General features: G+C 69.7%; 16 protein-coding genes and 3 pseudogenes. 4 read left to right on the top strand and 15 right to left on the bottom strand.

Going from position 1 to position 16,871, the window contains the following annotated elements:
* Positions 1-160: 160 nt before the first annotated feature.
* From ACIBK0_RS24275 to ACIBK0_RS24240, 8 genes are all read right to left on the bottom strand, one after another.
* Positions 161-820 carry a TetR/AcrR family transcriptional regulator gene (locus tag ACIBK0_RS24275; protein ID WP_399083589.1) on the bottom strand — a complete coding sequence of 220 codons (660 nt, stop codon included), beginning with the start codon at positions 818-820 and terminating at the stop codon, positions 161-163.
* 78 nt (positions 821-898) lie between these two features.
* Entirely contained in the window at positions 899-1,201 is a 303-nt protein-coding gene (locus tag ACIBK0_RS24270) for a DUF4229 domain-containing protein (protein ID WP_399083586.1), read from the bottom strand.
* A gap of 99 nt (positions 1,202-1,300) precedes the next feature.
* Positions 1,301-1,864 carry a GNAT family N-acetyltransferase gene (locus ACIBK0_RS24265; RefSeq protein WP_399083583.1) on the bottom strand — a complete coding sequence of 188 codons (564 nt, stop codon included), beginning with the start codon at positions 1,862-1,864 and terminating at the stop codon, positions 1,301-1,303.
* Positions 1,865-1,919: 55 nt separating this feature from the next.
* Positions 1,920-3,083 (bottom strand): aminofutalosine synthase MqnE, encoded by a 1,164-nt coding sequence (mqnE, locus tag ACIBK0_RS24260; RefSeq protein ID WP_399083580.1) that lies wholly within the window; start codon positions 3,081-3,083, stop codon positions 1,920-1,922.
* Between the two features lie 86 nt (positions 3,084-3,169).
* Complete coding sequence (locus ACIBK0_RS24255) at positions 3,170-3,625, bottom strand: Lrp/AsnC family transcriptional regulator (RefSeq protein WP_399083577.1); 456 nt, start codon at positions 3,623-3,625, stop codon at positions 3,170-3,172.
* A 100-nt stretch (positions 3,626-3,725) separates the two neighbouring features.
* Positions 3,726-4,415, bottom strand: a complete 690-nt coding sequence (locus ACIBK0_RS24250) for a UbiX family flavin prenyltransferase (protein ID WP_399083575.1) — start codon at positions 4,413-4,415, stop codon at positions 3,726-3,728.
* Between the two features lie 31 nt (positions 4,416-4,446).
* Positions 4,447-5,349: a menaquinone biosynthesis prenyltransferase MqnP gene (gene mqnP / locus ACIBK0_RS24245; protein ID WP_399083572.1), complete on the bottom strand. Its 903-nt coding sequence runs from the start codon at positions 5,347-5,349 to the stop codon at positions 4,447-4,449.
* Complete coding sequence (locus ACIBK0_RS24240) at positions 5,346-6,797, bottom strand: menaquinone biosynthesis decarboxylase (RefSeq protein ID WP_399083569.1); 1,452 nt, start codon at positions 6,795-6,797, stop codon at positions 5,346-5,348. The genes mqnP and ACIBK0_RS24240 overlap by 4 nt, the downstream gene beginning before the upstream one ends.
* A gap of 88 nt (positions 6,798-6,885) precedes the next feature.
* Here ACIBK0_RS24240 and ACIBK0_RS24235 point away from each other — a divergent pair, with 88 nt between their 5' ends.
* Positions 6,886-7,278 carry a PLD nuclease N-terminal domain-containing protein gene (locus tag ACIBK0_RS24235; protein ID WP_399083566.1) on the top strand — a complete coding sequence of 131 codons (393 nt, stop codon included), beginning with the start codon at positions 6,886-6,888 and terminating at the stop codon, positions 7,276-7,278.
* Positions 7,278-8,165 (top strand): annotated as a pseudogene (locus ACIBK0_RS24230) (LysR family transcriptional regulator); the annotation flags it as partial. The gene ACIBK0_RS24235 and the pseudogene ACIBK0_RS24230, both read left to right, overlap by 1 nt.
* Here the strand turns inward: ACIBK0_RS24230 and ACIBK0_RS24225 are convergent.
* Positions 8,062-9,036, bottom strand: a complete 975-nt coding sequence (locus tag ACIBK0_RS24225) for a DMT family transporter (protein WP_399083563.1) — start codon at positions 9,034-9,036, stop codon at positions 8,062-8,064. The pseudogene ACIBK0_RS24230 and the gene ACIBK0_RS24225 overlap by 104 nt on opposite strands.
* A 292-nt stretch (positions 9,037-9,328) precedes the next feature.
* Entirely contained in the window at positions 9,329-11,341 is a 2,013-nt protein-coding gene (locus tag ACIBK0_RS24220; RefSeq protein WP_399083560.1) for a spermidine synthase, read from the bottom strand.
* Between the two features lie 174 nt (positions 11,342-11,515).
* Here ACIBK0_RS24220 and ACIBK0_RS24215 point away from each other — a divergent pair.
* Positions 11,516-11,694 (top strand): annotated as a pseudogene (locus tag ACIBK0_RS24215) (TetR/AcrR family transcriptional regulator); the annotation flags it as partial.
* Here ACIBK0_RS24215 and ACIBK0_RS24210 read toward each other — a convergent pair.
* Together ACIBK0_RS24210 and ACIBK0_RS24205 are read right to left on the bottom strand one after the other, a co-directional pair.
* On the bottom strand, positions 11,675-11,923 hold the full coding sequence (locus tag ACIBK0_RS24210) for a DUF397 domain-containing protein (RefSeq protein ID WP_399083557.1): 249 nt from the start codon (positions 11,921-11,923) through the stop codon (positions 11,675-11,677). The pseudogene ACIBK0_RS24215 and the gene ACIBK0_RS24210 sit on opposite strands and share 20 nt — an antisense overlap.
* Positions 11,924-11,960: 37 nt before the next feature.
* Positions 11,961-12,752, bottom strand: a pseudogene (locus tag ACIBK0_RS24205) (Scr1 family TA system antitoxin-like transcriptional regulator); the annotation flags it as partial.
* 109 nt (positions 12,753-12,861) lie between these two features.
* On the opposite strand from ACIBK0_RS24205, the gene ACIBK0_RS24200 reads away from it, so the two are divergent.
* Positions 12,862-13,545: a hypothetical protein gene (locus tag ACIBK0_RS24200; protein ID WP_399083553.1), complete on the top strand. Its 684-nt coding sequence runs from the start codon at positions 12,862-12,864 to the stop codon at positions 13,543-13,545.
* Between the two features lie 151 nt (positions 13,546-13,696).
* Here ACIBK0_RS24200 and ACIBK0_RS24195 read toward each other — a convergent pair whose 3' ends face one another.
* The 3 genes from ACIBK0_RS24195 to ACIBK0_RS24185 all read right to left on the bottom strand — a co-directional run bounded on the left by ACIBK0_RS24195 (position 13,697) and on the right by ACIBK0_RS24185 (position 16,844).
* Complete coding sequence (locus ACIBK0_RS24195) at positions 13,697-15,283, bottom strand: S8 family serine peptidase (protein WP_399083956.1); 1,587 nt, start codon at positions 15,281-15,283, stop codon at positions 13,697-13,699.
* A 295-nt stretch (positions 15,284-15,578) separates the two neighbouring features.
* Positions 15,579-16,130, bottom strand: a complete 552-nt coding sequence (locus ACIBK0_RS24190) for a hypothetical protein (protein WP_399083550.1) — start codon at positions 16,128-16,130, stop codon at positions 15,579-15,581.
* 372 nt (positions 16,131-16,502) lie between these two features.
* Positions 16,503-16,844, bottom strand: a complete 342-nt coding sequence (locus ACIBK0_RS24185) for an ArsR/SmtB family transcription factor (protein ID WP_399083547.1) — start codon at positions 16,842-16,844, stop codon at positions 16,503-16,505.
* Positions 16,845-16,871: the final 27 nt, after the last annotated feature.

Raw genomic sequence — 16,871 nt, 5'->3', positions numbered from 1 at the left:
GGTGGGCCGCGAGAAGGTCGCACCCACCCTCCGCCGCTGGGGACAGGCATGACCGCGCGGGAGCGAGACCGATCATCGCGTGTGTGGACGTCGCCGACCGGCTCGAGCCGGACACCTCCGAGCGGGCGGCCGCCTACACCGCGACGGGCGGCGACCAGGACTACTCGGACCGAGCCTCCGCGACGGGCAGTGGCCAGGGCCGCCCCTCCATGAGGTCGCCCAGGCCCGCCCAGGCGAAGTTCATCAGGGTCGCGGCGGCCTGCTTGGCGGAGACGCCCGGGGTGGCGTTGGCCCAGGCGGCCAGGGACTCGGCGGCGCCGACCAGGGCCTCGGCGAGACCGGCGACCTCGCGTTCGGGGAGGGACGGATCGCGGTGGGCCTCACGGGCGGCCACGACGATCAACTGCGTGACGAACACGACGAGTTCCTCGCGCATCGCGGCGACCTCGGCCGCGAACGGCTCGCCGTGCGTTCGGGCCTGCAGATGCAGAACCGCCCAGCCGTCGGGGTTCTCGGCGGTGTGCGTGAAGAACGCCCGCAGCCCTTCCCAGAGTTGACGGTCGGCGGGCAGACCGGGCCGCACACCCGCGCGGACGGCTTCGGTGAGCGCCTTGGCCTCACGCCGGATGCATGCGGTGAAGAGGTCTTCCTTCGAGTTCAGGTACAGATACACCAACGGCTTGGACACGCCCGCCAGTTCGGCGATCTCGTCCATCGAGGCGGCCCGGTACCCCCGCTGCCCGAAGGTCGACACGGCGGCGTCCAGCATCTGCTGTTCACGCACCGCACGCGGCATCCGCTTGTTCTTCACAGCACCCATGCGGGCAAGCGTACGATCGCCCGCCCCCGGGCCGGGACGGTGAGGAGCGGCAGGGAGGATAGGGGGCGGTAAGGAACGTTACGAGGTCTGGCCCTGCGCCCCGTGCGTCGCGTCGTCCGCGATGTCCTCCTGGCTGCGGTTGCTCTCCAGGTTGGCCTTGATGCGGTCCACGCGCGCGACGACCTGGGCGGAGGCGCGGTCGCGCTCCTTGCGCAGCACGACGAAGCTGATGGGTGCGGAGATCAGCAGGGAGAGCAGGACGACCCACATGTAGTTGGAGTCGCCGAGCCCGCGCGGGGCGATACCGGAGTAGACGAGGCCCCAGACGACCACGAGGCAGCCCGCGAAGATACCAAGGCGCATCAGTGTGTAGCGGCCCATGTCAATCCACTCTTCCGTATCGAATGTTCCCAAAGGGCACCGTCCAGTGAAGCATGCCTGGACGACGATCTTGAACGGGGGCCGGGTCAGCGGGCGATGTCAGCGCAGGGGAAGCCACATCATGATGTCGTCGCGGTAGTCGTCCGCCGAGACCCGCAGTCCCCCGGGCACCCGGCCCACCTCCTGGTAACCGCAGGAGACGTAGAAGCGCTCCAGGCCCGTACCGCCCCGGCACGTCAGCTTGAGGGCCTCCAGGCCCAGCGTCCGGGCGTGCTCCTCGACGGCGGTCAGCAGCGCCCTGCCGTGGCCGCCGCCCTGCAGCGCGGGGTCCACCATGACCGTGGTCACCCAGGCGAAGTGGTCCTGGAGCCGGTGCGTGTTGAAGCCGAGGAAGGCCGTGGCGCGCAGCCGTCCCGCGCCGTCGAACCCGGCCAGCAGCCGGTGCCGGCCCTCGGCGACGGTCCGCGCGTAGCGGTCGGTCTCGGGGCGTACCTCGTGGTACGTCACTCGGCCGGGGAAGCCGACCGCGCCGCCCGCGTTGCTGACGTCGGCCCACAGCCGGGTCAGCTCGTCGAGGAGGCCGGCCGTGAGTTCGGGGTCGAGCCGGAAGTCCAGATCCGTGGCCGGCCCCGAGCGCGGCTTCGTGCACAACTCCATGGTCATGGAGCCTAAGCTCCGCGATCCGGGCCGCTGAGACCGGGTCGCCGCCCCTGGGGGCTCAGACCCGCATCGGCTGCGGCGACTCCCGGCGCGCCGGGTCGGGGCCGTCGTACTCGCGGATGATCTCGTAGCGCGTGTTCCGCTCCACCGGCCGGAAGCCCGCGTCACGGATCAGGTCGAGCAGGTCCTCGCGGGTCAGCTTGTTCGGCGTACCGTAGTTGTCCGCGTCGTGCGTGATCTTGTACTCGACGACCGAGCCGTCCATGTCGTCGGCGCCGTGCTGGAGCGCGAGCTGCGCGGTCTGCACGCCGTGCATGACCCAGAAGACCTTGACGTGCGGGACGTTGTCGAACAGGAGACGGGACACCGCGAAGGTCTTCAGGGCCTCCGCGCCCGTCGCCATCTGCGTGCGTGCCTGCAGCCGGTTGCGGACCTTGCCGTCCTTCATGTCCACGAAGTCGTGCTGGTAGCGCAGCGGGATGAAGACCTGGAAGCCGCCGGTCTCGTCCTGGAGCTCACGCAGCCGCAGGACGTGGTCGACGCGGTGGCGAGGCTCCTCGATGTGGCCGTACAGCATCGTGCACGGGGTCTTCAGACCCTTGTCGTGCGCGAGGCGGTGGATGCGCGACCAGTCCTCCCAGTGGGTGCGGTGGTCGACGATGTGCTGCCGGACCTCCCAGTCGAAGATCTCGGCGCCACCGCCGGTCAGCGACTCCAGACCCGCGTCGATCAGCTCGTCGAGGATCTCGGACGCGGACAGCCCGGAGATCGTCTCGAAGTGGTGGATCTCCGTGGCGGTGAAGGCCTTCAGGGAGACGTTCGGCAGGGCCTTCTTCAGCTCGCTGAGCGAACGAGGGTAGTACCGCCAGGGCAGGTTGGGGTGCAGGCCGTTGACGATGTGCAGCTCGGTGAGGTTCTCGTTCTCCATCGCCTGGGCGAGGCGGACGGCCTCCTCGATGCGCATCGTGTACGCGTCCTTCTCGCCCGGCTTGCGCTGGAACGAGCAGTACGCGCAGGACGCGGTGCACACGTTCGTCATGTTGAGGTGACGGTTGACGTTGAAGTGGACCACGTCACCGTTCTTGCGGGTGCGCACCTCGTGCGCGAGCCCGCCGAGCCAGGCCAGATCGTCCGACTCGTAGAGCGCGATGCCGTCCTCGCGGGTCAGCCGCTCACCGGCCCGGACCTTGTCCTCCAGCTCGCGCTTGAGCCCGACATCCATGCGTGTACCTCTCCCTGTGACGAACCCCGACAACCGTACTCCCCCACCCTTCGGGCAGGAGGTGCCCCCATCAGGCACTTCGTGCCCTAGCCCTCTTCAGGCAGTTCCCCGACCCGGTTCTCCCACTTCGTGGAGAGCACGATCGTCGTGCGGGTCCGGGAGACGCCCTTCGTCCCGGACAGGCGCCGGATGGTCTTCTCCAGCCCGTCCACGTCGCTCGATCGCACCTTGAGCATGAACGAGTCGTCGCCCGCGATGAACCAGCAGTCCTCGATCTCGCTGAGGTCCCGCAGCCGGTGCGCCACGTCCTCGTGGTCGGCGGCGTCGGAGAGCGAGATGCCGATCAGGGCGGTGACGCCGAGGCCGAGCGAGGCCGAGTCGACCGTCGCGCGGTAGCCGGTGATGACGCCCGCGGCCTCCAGCCGGTTGATGCGGTCGGTGACGCTGGGTCCCGACAGACCGACGAGGCGCCCCAGCTCCGCGTAGGAGGCCCGGCCGTTCTCCCTCAGGGCCTGGATGAGCTGCCTGTCCACCGCGTCCATGCGATCGAAGCCTTCCACTGAAAAGGTCTGAAGAGTTCCTGAAGTGCCTGAAAGTGCTGAGTGACTGGGTACTGCTCAGTGACTGGGTGCTGCTCGGTGCTCAGGTGGTGCTGCCTCGCGAACCGCCGCCCAGTTCGCCCTCCCACCGGCGGTACAGGTCGTGCTCGACGCCCGCCGCGTCGAGGACCCGTCCGGCGACGAAGTCCACCAGGTCCTGGATGTGCGTGGCCCCCGCGTAGAACGCCGGCGAGGCGGGCAGCACGATCGCGCCCGCGTCGTCCAGGGAGACCAGGTGCCGCAGCGTCGGCCCGTTCAGCGGGGTCTCGCGGACGGCGACGACGAGCCTGCGCCCCTCCTTGAGCGTGACGCTCGCGGCGCGCTGCAGCAGGTCCTTCGAGAGCCCGAGGGCGACTCCGGCCACACAGGCCGTCGAGGCGGGCACGATGAGCATGCCCTTCGCTGGGTACGAGCCGGAGGACGGCCCCGCCGCCAAGTCGCCCGCGCTCCAGTGCCGTACGGCGTCCAGACGTCCCTCGAAGGCGTCGAAGGTGCCGGGCTTGCCGTCGGCGCCCCGGGCCAGCCATTCCCGCAGGTCGCTGCGCCAGTGCGCGTCGCGGAAGGGCAGGCCGGTCTCGTCGAGCAGGGTGAGCCGGGAAGCGCGCGAGACCACCAGGTCGACGCTCTCCCCCGCCTCCAGAAGCGCACGCAGCACAGCGGCGGCGTACGGCGTACCGGAGGCACCCGACACCCCCACGATCCAAGGCCGGCGCTGCGTCTGTCCTGGCTTCATGATGTCGAGCCTATCCGGCCACCGCCGAGATTCAGACCGTGAGCCCGCGCACCAGCAGATCGAGCAGGGCGCAGACGAACAGGGCGATGCCGATGAAACCGTTGACGCTGAAGAACGCGCGATTGAGGCGGGACAGATCGTGCGGCTTGACGATGGAGTGCTCGTAGAGGAAGGCACCCGCGACGATCACCAGGCCGAGCCAGAAGAAGGCACCGGCACCGGTGGCCACCGCGTACCAGACGAAGAGGGCCGTGGTGACGGCGTGACAGCCCCGGGCGCCCCAGATCGCGGCCGGGATGCCGAAGCGCGCCGGCACCGACAGCACGCCGATCTCGCGGTCCGTCTCGACGTCCTGGCAGGCGTAGATCAGGTCGAAGCCGCCGATCCAGACGCCCACGGCGAGCCCGAGGACGACGGCGTTCCAGGACCACTCGCCGGAGATCGCCAGCCAGCCGCCGATCGGGCCCATCGCCTGGGCGAGCCCGAGGATGGCCTGCGGGAAGTTCGTGAACCGCTTGCCGTACGGGTAGACGACCATCGGGATGACCGCGATGGGGGCCAGCGCGAGACACAGGGGGTTCAGCAGCGCCGCCGCGCCGAGGAAGAAGACCAGAGCGACCAGCGCGCCCGTCCACGCGTGCTTCACCGACATCGCGCCGGTGACCAGTTCGCGATGGGCCGTACGGGGATTGCGGGCGTCGATCTCGCGATCGATGATTCGGTTCGCCGCCATGGCGAACGTGCGCAGCCCGACCATCGCGATCGTGACGAGCAGCAGCCGCCCCCAGTGGATGTTCTTGTCCCACTGGAACATCGCGGTGAGCGCGGCGATGTACGCGAACGGCAGCGCGAACACCGAGTGCTCGATCATGACGAGGCGCAGGAACGCCTTGGTGCGGCCCGGCTGCGGAAGCGCCGCGGAAGCTGAACTCACAGGCCGTACTCCTTCCAACGGCGGTCGACCTTCGCCGCCGTCTCCGGGTCGGACAGCACCATCTCGGGCCAGCCGCCGTCCCGGGTGTAGCCCTCCTCGGGCCACTTCTTCGTTGCGTCGATGCCCGCCTTGCCGCCCCAGAACTGCTGGTAGGAGGCGTGGTCGAGGTGGTCGACCGGCCCTTCCACGACGGTGAGGTCACGGCCGTAGTCGGTGTTCCCCAGCGCCCGCCACGCGACCTCGTGCAGATCGTGCACATCGCAGTCCGAGTCGACGACCACGATGAGCTTCGTCAGGGACATCATGTGTGCGCCCCAGATGGCATGCATCACCTTTTGGGCGTGCTTGGGGTACTTCTTGTCGATCGCGACGATCGCGCAGTTGTGGAAGCCGCCCGCCTCGGGGAGGTGATAGTCCACGATGTCCGGCACGATGATCTTGAGGAGCGGGAGGAAGAACCGCTCCGTCGCCCGACCGAGAGGTCCGTCTTCCGTCGGGGGCCGGCCCACGACGATCGACTGGAGCAAGGGCCGCTTCCGCATGGTGACGCAGTCGATCTTGAGGGCCGGGAACGGCTCCTGCGGCGTGTAGAACCCGGTGTGGTCGCCGAACGGCCCCTCGGGCAGCATCTCGCCCGGCTCCAGCCACCCCTCCAGCACGACCTCGGCCTGCGCCGGGACCTGGAGCGGCACCGTCTTGCAGTCCACCATCTCGATCCGCTTGCCCTGGATGAACCCGGCGAAGAGGTACTCGTCGATGTCGCCCGGGAGCGGGGCGGTGGAGGCGTACGTCACGGCCGGGGGGCAGCCGAAGGCGATCGCGACGGGCAGTCGCTCTCCCCGTCTCGCCGCCACCTGGTAGTGGTTCCGGCTGTCCTTGTGGATCTGCCAGTGCATGCCGATGGTGCGCTTGTCGTGGCGCTGGAGGCGGTAGAGCCCGAGGTTGCGGATGCCGCTCTCCGGGTCCTTGGTGTGGGTGAGCCCGAGGTTGAAGAAGGAGCCGCCGTCCTGCGGCCAGGTGAAGAGCGCGGGGAGGGTGTCGAGGTCGACGTCGTCGCCGCGCAGCACCACCTCCTGGACCGGCGCTTCCTTCACCTTCTTCGGCGGTACGTGGGTCATCGCGCCGAGCTTCCCGAAGGCCTCGCGCACCCCGACGAACCCGTGCGGCAGCTCGGGCTTGAGCAGCCCGCCGATCTTCTCGGAGATCTCGCCGTACGACTTCAGCCCGAGCGCCTTCAGCAGCCTCCGGTCGGTCCCGAAGACGTTCATGGCGAGTGGCATCGCGGAGCCGCGCACGCTCTCGAAGAGCAGCGCGGGCCCACCGGCCTTCTGGACCCGGTCGACGATCTCCCCGACCTCCAGATACGGGTCCACCTCGGCCTTGATGCGCTTGAGGTCGCCCTCGCGCTCCAGCGCCCGGAGCAGCGAGCGAAGATCGTCGTAAGCCATGTGTCCAAGTATCTGCCACCGGCTACCCTGTGCCCGTCACCGGGGCCCTGTGCCGCCCCGCCGTAGCTCACTGGGGGAACGTTCGGCCATGCTCAGGTATCTGCCGTTTCTGCTGGTCCTGGCGCTGTGGATCTACGCCTTCATCGACTGCCTGAACACGCCGGAGGAAGAGGTCAGGGGCCTGCCCAAGGTGGTGTGGGTCATCATCATCCTGCTTTTCGGCGAGGTGCTGGTCGGCCCGATCGCCTGGCTGGTCGCGGGCAGGAATCGGCGGGGTCCGGCGGGCGGTTCCACGCCCTCCGAGTGGCATCGCAACCACCGCACGCAGTACGTCGCGCCCGACGACAACCCCGAGTTCCTCAACTCCCTCAAGGCGGAGCACCGCAAGGACGAGGCACTCCTGAAGGACTGGGAGGCCGACCTGCGGCGCCGCGAGGAGGAGCTGCGGCGGCGCGAGCGGGGTGAGGAGTCCGAGGGCTGATGGAGCTGCGGCTGCTGGTCACGTTCGAAAAGGTCGCGACCGTGCTGAGCTTCACGCGGGCCGCCGCCGAGCTGACGTACGCGCAGTCCAGCGTGACCAGTCAGATCCGTGCCCTGGAATCCTCGCTCGGCACGGAGCTCTTCGACCGGCTCGGCAGCCGCATCCGGCTGACGGAGGCGGGTGAACGACTCCTCCCCTACGCCCGGCAGATCATCGAGCTGAGCGAGGAGGCGCGGGCGGCGGTCGTCGGCACCCAGGAGCCGGTCGGCGCGCTGACCGTCGGGACGATGGAGTCGCTGACGTCGTACCGTCTGCCACCGCTCCTCGAGTTCTTCCACCACCGCTACCCGGGCGTACGCCTCTCGCTGCGCACGACCATCGGCGACGAGACCCGGCAGGCGCTGCGTCAGGGCACGTACGACGTGGGCTTCCTGATGGAGGAGGAGACCGAGCACGTCGGGCTCGAGTCCGAGGTGCTGACGGTGGAACCGCTGGCGCTGGTGGCGGCGCCCGGGCACCCGCTGGCCGGGAAACCGCTCGGGACGGCAGACCTCGCACGACAGCCGCTGCTGGCGACCGAACCCGGCTGCGCCTACCGGGACTTGTTCGAGCGGGAGCTCAACTCCCTTGGTACAGACCCGGTTTCCTTCATGGAGTTCGGCACCATCGAGGCCACCAAACGCGCGGCGGCGGCCGGTCTCGGGGTCTCGCTGCTGCCCGAGGTGACGGTCGCCGCCGAACTCGCCGAGGGCGCTCTCGTACGACTGCGGTGGGAGCCGCCGTTCACGCTTCGGACGCAGTTGGCGTGGCGGTCGGGGAAGCGGCTTCCGGCACATGTGCGGCTGTTCGTGGAGCAGGCGCGGCGGCTGGTGTCCGAGGAGTCCGCGGCCCCTTCGGAGCCCTCTGAAGGGTGACCTTCAGGCTCGCCAGCACGATCAGCGGGACGCCCAGCGCCTGGACGAGCCCGATGTGGTGGCCGTACACCGCCCAGTCCATGACCATCGCGACGGCCGGATAGGTGAAGGCGAGCACGGCGATCTTCGAGGTCGGCAGCTTGGCGTACGCGGCGTACATCAGGACGTACATCAGCCCGGTGTGGATGACCCCGAGCCCGACCAGCCAGCCCCAGTCCGCGCCCTCGCCGCGCATCGCGCCGAAGTCGGCGAAGGGGAGCAGCAGCGGGATGCCGACGAGGACTTGGACGAGGGCGATGAGGTGCGGGCGGACGCCCGTGATGCGCTTGGTGACCAGGGTGGACAGACCGTAGAGGAGCGCGGCGAGGAGGGCCTGGCCGACGCCGACGACATACGATCCGCCGCTCGTGAAGTCGCCGGGCGTGACGCCCGAGACGAGGATCAGCCCCGCGAAGGCCACGGCCACCCAGCCGACCTTGGCCGCGCTGAGCCGTTCGCGGAAGAGCAGGGCACCCAGCAGGACCACGTAGAACGGCTGGGTGTGGTAGACGACCGTAGCGACGGAGATCGACGTGTTCTCGTAGGCCTGGAAGAGGAAGACCCAGTTGAAGACGATGAACACGCCGCCGAGGACGGCCAGGCCCAGAGTGCGCGGAGTGAAGCCGTGGCCGCGCAGCCAGCCGCGGGCGACGACGTACGAGCCCAGCGCCAGGGCGCCGAACAGGACACGGAAGAAGACGACGTTGAAGGGCGAGGCGCCCGACTCGACGACGAAGACGCCGAGGGTGCCGGAGAGCACCATCGCGGTCGTCAGCTGGGCCGTGCCCTTGTTCTGTGAGGTCATGCCGACGAAGCTACGAGCGGGCGGTGCGGGCGGTCCACGCGCCAGTGGGGCGTCCTGCCGATAGGGTCATCGGCCGCGCCGATGCCTACAGGTCGTACGCCCTCGAGCTCGCTGAAGCGGACAGTGCGCCCCTGTGCGGAGGCGGGCGGGAACCGGACACTGACCTCGCATGACGACTGCTCCCGCCGACTCCACCGGCACCCTCGCCCCCGCCTACGGCGACAAGGTCATCGCCGTCGAGACGGCCCCGGTGCCCCTGCGGATGATCCGCAGAAGCCGTCCGCCTTCGTCGTCATCTGTTGACGGCCACCGTATCGTCCGGCACCGGCGTCGCTGCGCGTCCGGTGAACCGCATGGCGACGCACGCCCCCAGGTACAGCAGGGCCACGACCAGCAGCAGCGCCTGATAGCCCGTCACCAGGGCCAGATACTCGAGCGCGCCCCCGGTCAGTGCGCCCAGCAGGTTCGCGCCGAACGCGGATGTCGGATCCGGGGCGAGCGCGAGGCGGTCCGAGAAGATCAGGTTGGCACAGAAGATGGGGGCGAAGGCCAGGGCGATGGCGGCGGCGAGCCGTGCGGCGAAGGGCAGCGAGAGCACGGCGTGCGCCGGGACGAGCCAGGCCACCGCGAGGGCGCCGAAGAGCAGCAGTTGCAGCAGCAGTTGGTTGACCCGCAGCAGCCGGCGCCGGACCTCGACCCCCGCGAGGACGGCGAGCAGGACGCCGATGAAGACGAGGGCGTTGACCAGCCAGGTCGTACCGAAGTAGAGCGCGAAGTTGATCACGTTCTTGGTTTCGAGCAACAGGAAGGCCGCGCCCAGCAGGAACATGTCGGTGTAGCGGACCACGCTTCGGATTCGAACCCCGGTCAGGCGCACCGACAGGAGCGTCACCAGCAGGATCGCGCCCAGCACGCCCAGGTAGAGCGTGGGGATGTTCCGGTGGAGCAGGTACGGGAAAGGGTGGTCATCGCTCGCGGCCGCCGGGACCGCGCCACTGGGCCGCCAGATCTGCTCGCAGGACTGGTCGGCGGTCGTCATCCCGGCCACCAGTACGGCCGCGTTCCGGCCGAACGTCGTCATGCAGGGGGCGTGGCCGTAGACGTCATCGAGGGTGCCGGCGAAGCGGTCGACCAGCCAGCTCGTCCGGTAGTAGTTGTACATGGCGAACGCGCCGTGCGGCGCGAGGTGGTCGCGCGCGGCCTCGAACGCCTGCTGGGTGAACAGGTAGCTCTCCAGACGCAGATTGCTCGCGCCGGCCACCAGGGTCAGCGAGTCCGGCAGCGCCAGGATGACGAGGTCGTACCGGGTGTTCGTCCGCTCCAGGAAGGCCCGTCCGTCGTTGATGTGCACGTGCACCCTGGGGTCGTCGTACGGCTTCGCGGGGTGCAGCTGTGCGCCGATCTCCTGCAGCCGGGGATCGATCTCGACCGCGTCCACGCGCTCCGCTCCGTTGGCCAGCGCGACCGCGACGTCATTGCCGTTGCCGGCCCCGATGACCAGCACGCGCTTGTGCGGGTTGCCGGGCGTCCGGTCGTAGGCCTGCCGGTAGGGCGAGTTCTCCTGCAACAGCGCCGAGAGCGGCGCGATGCTCTGGTGCGGGATGCCGTTGACGGAGATCAAGGGATCGGCGAGCTGGATCTTGTAGTAGGGCGACCAGGAGATGCCGGCCGTCATCGTCTCCACGAACAGCGCAGCGACCATGGCCGTGAGGGGGATGCCGTACCGCAGGGTGTTGCGCCGTCCGCCGAGGATCAGCAGGGCCGCGGCGGCGAGGACGCCCCACACGACCGACGGGGCGCGAAGCCAGGACAGCAGGGCGAAGGACACCGAGCCGGTGAGGCTGCCGAGCAGGTCGTAGCGGTAGGCATCGAGCGAGGGAAGCCGGCGGAAGTAATCGGCGGCGATCTTGCCGATCGCGGTCATGATCACCGCGGTCAGCAGGAAGACGGCCGGCAGCGTCACCCACTCGGGGAGGCCGGTGGTCTTCACGGAGGTGAAGTAGATGACCTGGCTGCTGCTCTGACGCACCTGCACCGGATACTCGCGCACCAGGACGACGAGAAGCGCGAGCGGGACCGGTGCCCAGCGTTTGAGCCACTGCCCGCGCGCGGCGGGGATCAGGAACCCGAGGCCGATACCGAGGAACGACCCCAGCAGGATGAAGTTCGAAAAGTAGCTGAGGTGGACGACGTTGGCGCCCGCCCATCTGATCAGCGCCAGCTCGACGAAAAGCATGGTGGCGCTGGCCAGCAGTAGCCTCCACCGCACCGAGCTGTCAATTTGTCCGACTTCGCTCACCTTCATACGTGTTTACAGTGCCAGCCTCGGCAACGGTGAGGCGAGATGCCTTGCCGGTGTTGTGGCGCGGATGGCTGGTCCGCCGGCACTACCGGACCGGCTGCGGCCCGCCCGTTCCCCCCTCAGGCGGGGGGACGCGCCCAGGCCGGGCTGTCCCCGTCCGCCGCGTGGATGAGCACACACATCGAGTCCGGCGAGGTCGCCCCGCTCCCCCGGCCCTGATCGAGTCCCTGGTCCTGGGCCCCGTCGTCGCCGTCGCCCGCCGCCGGCTCTCCGGCACCGACGACGTCGACCTCGACGAGGCGGCGCGTGTCCTTCCGGACAGGATCTGGCGGTCGGTCAGCGCAGAGCAGCCGTGAACGCCGACCAGGCGGAGTAGGGGATCAACAGGACCGGCCCGTCAGGGTTCTTGCTGTCGCGGACGGGGACGATGCCGGGGATACCGGGGGCTATCTCTATGCAGTCGCCGCCATTGTCGCCGCTGTAGCTGCTCTTGATCCAGGTCGCCACCTCGACGCAGTTGCCGCCGTTGGCGTCGCTGTAGCTGCTCTTGATCCAGGTCGCCGCGCCGAGTTCGTACCTGTTCATCGTGCTCGTACCTCTCCATAGCATCGCTGATCAGAGCGGCGGACTCGGGAGCTGACGGAGCGTCCGCCCTGAGCACATCATAGGTCTGGCTGTGCCGCGCGAAGACGGCCGGAGCGTCGTTGAAATGGCCACGGTCCAGCGACTCCGAGTAGACCCATTCACGCCCGTCGGGCAACTTGATCAACGACATGGAGCCGCTGGGCCGGACAAGTCCGAGGCGGTCCGCCGGGGCCACGTGAATACGGATGTTGGGACGGCGACCGACATTGAGCAACTGTGCACACTGGTCCCGCATGACGGCCGGACTCCCCACCGCGTTACGCAGACAGCTCTCGTCCAGGACAGCGACGTACAAGGGACCACCGTCAGCCAGGAACCGCTGCTGCCGGCTCAGTCGGGCCCGAACGCGCTCCTCCATCTCATCGCCGCTCGTGAGTCGTGAGAACAGTGCCCGCGCATAGTCTTCCGTCTGCAACAGACCTGGAATGACGCGCTCTTGATACTCCCGCAGGGTGATAGCCACCGCATCCATCTCCGCCCGGCGCCGGAACCAATCCGGATGCTCCACCTGCGGATACCAGTCGATCCGCCCCCACAGCCGCGCCAACACCCCACCCGTGCCGAGCAGTTCGTCGCACCGCTTCGCGAACATGTCCTGCGGCACCCGCGTGCCCGCCTCGACGCGCGCCACGTGCGACCGGTCGCACGGGATCTCGCGCGCGAGGCCCTCCTGAGTGAGGAGCGCGGCCTCGCGGAAGTGCTTCAGCACCTCACCGAACACGGCGGCGGTACTGGACGCCGCCCCTCCCTCGGCGTTGCGTCGGGTCATGGCATCCCCTCCGTGACAGTGGGCCACTGTCACGCGTCCGGCGTTGATACCGACCGTTCCCCTCAGCAACGCTTGGCACACCCAGAGTTACGGATCAGTCGGAGCGAACATGGCCGAACAGGCGGAGCAGTTGGAGCCGGGAGCACTCGTCTACGACCCACAGTCACGCAGGGTGGGCGAGTACCGGGACAAGACAGGCCCGTACGCGATGCTGCGCCCCGTCGGCGGCGGCCGGGAGTGGGAGGCGGACCCGGCGTCGATCCGCGCGGCGACGCGGGAGGAACGACTGAGCGCCGAGGTGAAGGCCGCCAACGACCGTTCCCGGGAAGGGGCCGTGGCGCCACATCGGCCGGAGGACGCGGACCGACCGCCCGCTCCCGTGCCCGGCTGCGTGGCGTGCGAGGAACTCGCCGGCCGGCGCGACGGGGCACGGGCCGCCTTCGACGGCAGCGCGGAGACCGATGCGAACGTGCTGCTGCGCCAGCACCGGCGCCGGGAACACGGCGGCGCACCGGCCCGCCGCCGCATCTTCCGCTACGTGCCCTACTCGATCGTGCAGGACGCGACGGCGGAGCCGGAGTACGAGGCGTGCTGCGTCTCGGGGGACGAGGCCGACTGCGGCGCCGGGTCGGGCCCGCGCCACGATCCGGCGCAGGTCGAGGAGTGGCAGCGCAGACACACCCAGGAGACCCGGCACACGCGTTACCGGCGCAACTTCGCGGACTACGCGGTCCTGGAGCCGGCCGAGCCCTCCAGCCCCTTGGTCCACTTGGTCCAAGAGCTGGATGCGTAGGCACCACCCGTCCTTCGGCGACCTCACCTGCCTGGTCGGCTTCGCGGTGAGCGCTGCGCTGCGCAGGGGCCAAGTGCGTTGTCCTGGCACGCAGAACGGCACCCGGCCCTCGCGACGGGTGCCGTTCTGCGGGTGTGCCCCGGGGACAGGCCTAACCGGCCATGGACGCGGCGTACGGCGACAGGGCCGGAGCGAGCTGCACTCCGGGGGCCAGGCCGAGGGCGACGAGAGCGTCGGGCAAACCGCGTCCGACCCGGGCCCCTTCCGCCGTGCCCGGGAAAGCCAACTGGCGGCAGCTGGCCGCGATGATCTCGAACAGGTGCTGCACCCGGCCAGGTCCGCGGGGCAGCAGCTGACCGTGGAAGTCCTCGTGGTGAGCGAGAACGAGGGCGGCGAGACCGGCGACGTGGGCCGAGGCCGTGCCGGTGCCGTCGAGGGCCGCGTAGCCGCCCTGTGGGGCGCACGACATGACCGCCACACCGGGGGCGACCGCGTCGATACCCGGGCCGTAGCCGCTGAACGGCGCCGCGAACAACCCTTCCGGTGTCAACTGGGGCCCCGAATGGGTGGCTTGAGAGGTGTCCTGCGGGTACGAGCCGAAGACTCCCAGCGCGCCCACGGCGAAGACGGTGGGCAGTGAGCCCGGGAAGGCGACCGGCCCGCCGGTGTCGCCCGTCGGGGCGACGCAGGCGATGCCCGCCGCGTTGGCGTCGGCGAGTTTGCGTGAGACCAGCGCCGACGAGTACGGGGTGGCCACCGCGATGTGGGCGATGTCGACCTCGCGGTCGATGCAGTGGTCCAAAGCGGTGATGAGGTCGCTCAAATGCCCGTCGGGCGTCACCTGGCAGACCTCGATCTCGGCGTCGACCGCGATTCCGATGATGCCCTTGCCGGTGTCCGCCCCGGCGATGATGCCCGCCACGTGCGTACCGCTGCCCACCATGTCGTGGGCCCATCCGTCGTCCGTGCCGCGCACGAGATCGACCCCGGAGCGCACCCGTTCCTTCAGATCGGGGTGCTCGGCGCTGACGCCCGAACCGATGAGCGCGATCTTGACGCCGAAGGCGCGGAACGTGGGGGGCAGCCGGTCCAGCCGCATGGCCTGCTGGCCCCAGCCGTACTGCTGCCGCTTCTCCAGCTCCGGGTACACCTCGGCCAACGGGGTGAGGGTGACGAGGTTCTCCCCGGTCGCCGACAGGTCGGGGCGGTGGATCCAGCGGTCCGTGTAACCGCCCGCGGGCCGGACGTACAGGGCCTGGACGGACTGCGCGGTCTCCGTCGCCAGCGTGACGGTGACCGTCCCGTCGGCGCCGGTGATGCCCTGGCCCGGCCATGTCGCCCCGATCAGGAACACTCCCGCGCCGGCCAGCGGTTCGCCGTCCGGGCCGCACACGCGCAACGAGATGTCCACAGGTTCTTCCAGCGGCATGACCAGCCCCGGATCGCGCAGGGGCAGAATCCCCGCGGTCGGCATGGCGGCGAGCCCCGTTCCGGCCAGCGGCAGGTCCTGCTCGATGTGCAGGTGCAGCGACCGCATCGCCGGCACCTGGGTCTCGGCCGCCTCGACGACCGCGACTTCCGGGCAGGAGGGGGGCAGCCCGACCGACTGGAGCTTCTCCGACGGCCGGATTCTGCGGATCACCTTGACCTCGGGCATCCGGTCCAGTTGGTCGCACACCGCGTCCATGCCGAGTTCGGGCACACCCGGTGGGAGCAGATTCTGCGGCAGCGATGTCACCAAGAACCGCTCCCGGCGCGGCTGCACCGGGCGCGACGACTTCGCGCGTTCCTTGCGCGGCCCCGTTTGTCCGCCCTCGGGTCCCCGCCCACCTGCCCCCGCGCCCTCGGACGCGCTCTCGCGGTTGTTTGCGGGCCTTTCCTTGACCATTACGTCCACCTTCACCACGCCTAGCTCGTAATTTGTGCTCCTGATCCGGCGACGGGCGGCCGGGGCTTCCACGGTGATCCCGCGCTTCCACGGTGATGCGGTGTGCCCGGGAACTCCGGGCACACCGCATCACGCGCCGCCAGGATCAGCCGATGCCGAAGGGCTGACCCATCTGGCCGTAGCCGAAGCCGGACTGCGGGAACTGCTGGCCGTACGACTGCTGGCCGAACCCGCCGCCCCACGGCTGCTGGCCCTGCTGGCCCATGCCCTGCTGGCCCATGCCCTGCTGGCCCAGGCCCTGCTGGCCCTGGAAGCTCTGCTGACCCTGCTGACCCTGCTGACCCTGCTGACCCTGCTGACCCTGCTGGCTCTGCTGGAGCAGCGTCACGATCGCGGTCGGCAGCGCCTGCTGCACGGACTGCTCCACAGCGGAGCGGACGCCCGCGTGCAGCGTGTGGTGCAGCGCGAGCGCCAGGTACGGGTGGGCCTGTTGGGCCAGACCCTGCTGCTGGAGCTGCTGCTGGACCTGCTGGATCTGCTGCAGCGTCTGCTGCATCCGCTGCGCGATCTGCTGGCTGGCCTGCTGACACGCCTGCTGGATCGCCTGCTGGACCACCTGCCCGATCTGCTGCTGCGGGGCGCCGCCGATCTGCTGACCGAACTGCTGCAGGGGCTGGGGACCGGTCATCACCGACATGAATGCTCCGTTCGATGGTACGACGAGAAGGTCGACATAAGGGATTTATGTGGACCTGTCGGCAGAATTCCGACGTCCCGACGCTAAGTTGGCGTCGCCTCGGCCGCAATCGGAGGGCCACTCCGGCCGGGCACGATCACGAGCGGAGGGCCACCCCGGCGGGACACGATCACGCCTGGATCGCCGACCGGAACAGCACGTGATGTGCCCGGCAGCCCAGGGCCTGCAGCCCCACCGTCGCGCCGGCCGACCACCCCGCGACCAGGGCTCACACCGACAGGGATCACGCCGCGAACCGAGCGGGACGCTCCCGACGGCACACCGGCCACCCGGCCGGCTGCGCAACTGCGCGATCGACGCGGCGGGGCGCGGCTATCGCCGCCCCGGCGACTCCTCGCGGAGGACGAGCGCGAGGAGGCCGGGGAAGCGGGTGTCGAACTCTTCCCGCCTGAGCCGATTGACGCGCCTGGGGCCCTCGTCGCGCTGCTCGACGATCCCCGCGCCGCGCAGGACGGTGAAGTGATGGCTGAGGGCGGCCTTGCCGACGGGCACGTCGAAGCTGCCACAGCTGCGGCTCCACTCGGCGGAGCCCGCCAGCTCCCGTACGAGCTGGATGCGTACGGGATCCGCGAGGGCGGCGAGGGCCGTCTGGACGGGGACCTCGTCGGGGTGGGTGTGCTCGGGGGCCACCCGATGACTGGTGCGCTGCGCCACGCCCGCCTCCCTGCGTCCATGCCACGG

The sequence above is a fragment of the Streptomyces sp. NPDC050564 genome, assembly GCF_044457265.1.
In the GTDB taxonomy this organism is placed as follows: domain Bacteria; phylum Actinomycetota; class Actinomycetes; order Streptomycetales; family Streptomycetaceae; genus Streptomyces.
The sequence above is the reverse complement of the archived record's forward strand: the minus strand, read 5'-3'. Positions and strand labels throughout refer to the sequence as shown.

What these genes read in the sequence shown, in the direction of transcription:
- ACIBK0_RS24275 (WP_399083589.1), bottom strand. Translation starts at nt 820, where the DNA reads ATGGGTGCTGTGAAGAACAAGCGGATGCCGCGTGCGGTGCGTGAACAG.
- ACIBK0_RS24270 (WP_399083586.1), bottom strand. Translation starts at nt 1,201, where the DNA reads ATGGGCCGCTACACACTGATGCGCCTTGGTATCTTCGCGGGCTGCCTC.
- ACIBK0_RS24265 (WP_399083583.1), bottom strand. Translation starts at nt 1,864, where the DNA reads ATGACCATGGAGTTGTGCACGAAGCCGCGCTCGGGGCCGGCCACGGAT.
- mqnE (WP_399083580.1), bottom strand. Translation starts at nt 3,083, where the DNA reads ATGGATGTCGGGCTCAAGCGCGAGCTGGAGGACAAGGTCCGGGCCGGT.
- ACIBK0_RS24255 (WP_399083577.1), bottom strand. Translation starts at nt 3,625, where the DNA reads ATGGACGCGGTGGACAGGCAGCTCATCCAGGCCCTGAGGGAGAACGGC.
- ACIBK0_RS24250 (WP_399083575.1), bottom strand. Translation starts at nt 4,415, where the DNA reads ATGAAGCCAGGACAGACGCAGCGCCGGCCTTGGATCGTGGGGGTGTCG.
- ACIBK0_RS24240 (WP_399083569.1), bottom strand. Translation starts at nt 6,797, where the DNA reads ATGGCTTACGACGATCTTCGCTCGCTGCTCCGGGCGCTGGAGCGCGAG.
- ACIBK0_RS24235 (WP_399083566.1), top strand. Translation starts at nt 6,886, where the DNA reads ATGCTCAGGTATCTGCCGTTTCTGCTGGTCCTGGCGCTGTGGATCTAC.
- ACIBK0_RS24225 (WP_399083563.1), bottom strand. Translation starts at nt 9,036, where the DNA reads ATGACCTCACAGAACAAGGGCACGGCCCAGCTGACGACCGCGATGGTG.
- ACIBK0_RS24220 (WP_399083560.1), bottom strand. Translation starts at nt 11,341, where the DNA reads ATGAAGGTGAGCGAAGTCGGACAAATTGACAGCTCGGTGCGGTGGAGG.
- ACIBK0_RS24210 (WP_399083557.1), bottom strand. Translation starts at nt 11,923, where the DNA reads ATGAACAGGTACGAACTCGGCGCGGCGACCTGGATCAAGAGCAGCTAC.
- ACIBK0_RS24200 (WP_399083553.1), top strand. Translation starts at nt 12,862, where the DNA reads ATGGCCGAACAGGCGGAGCAGTTGGAGCCGGGAGCACTCGTCTACGAC.
- ACIBK0_RS24190 (WP_399083550.1), bottom strand. Translation starts at nt 16,130, where the DNA reads ATGTCGGTGATGACCGGTCCCCAGCCCCTGCAGCAGTTCGGTCAGCAG.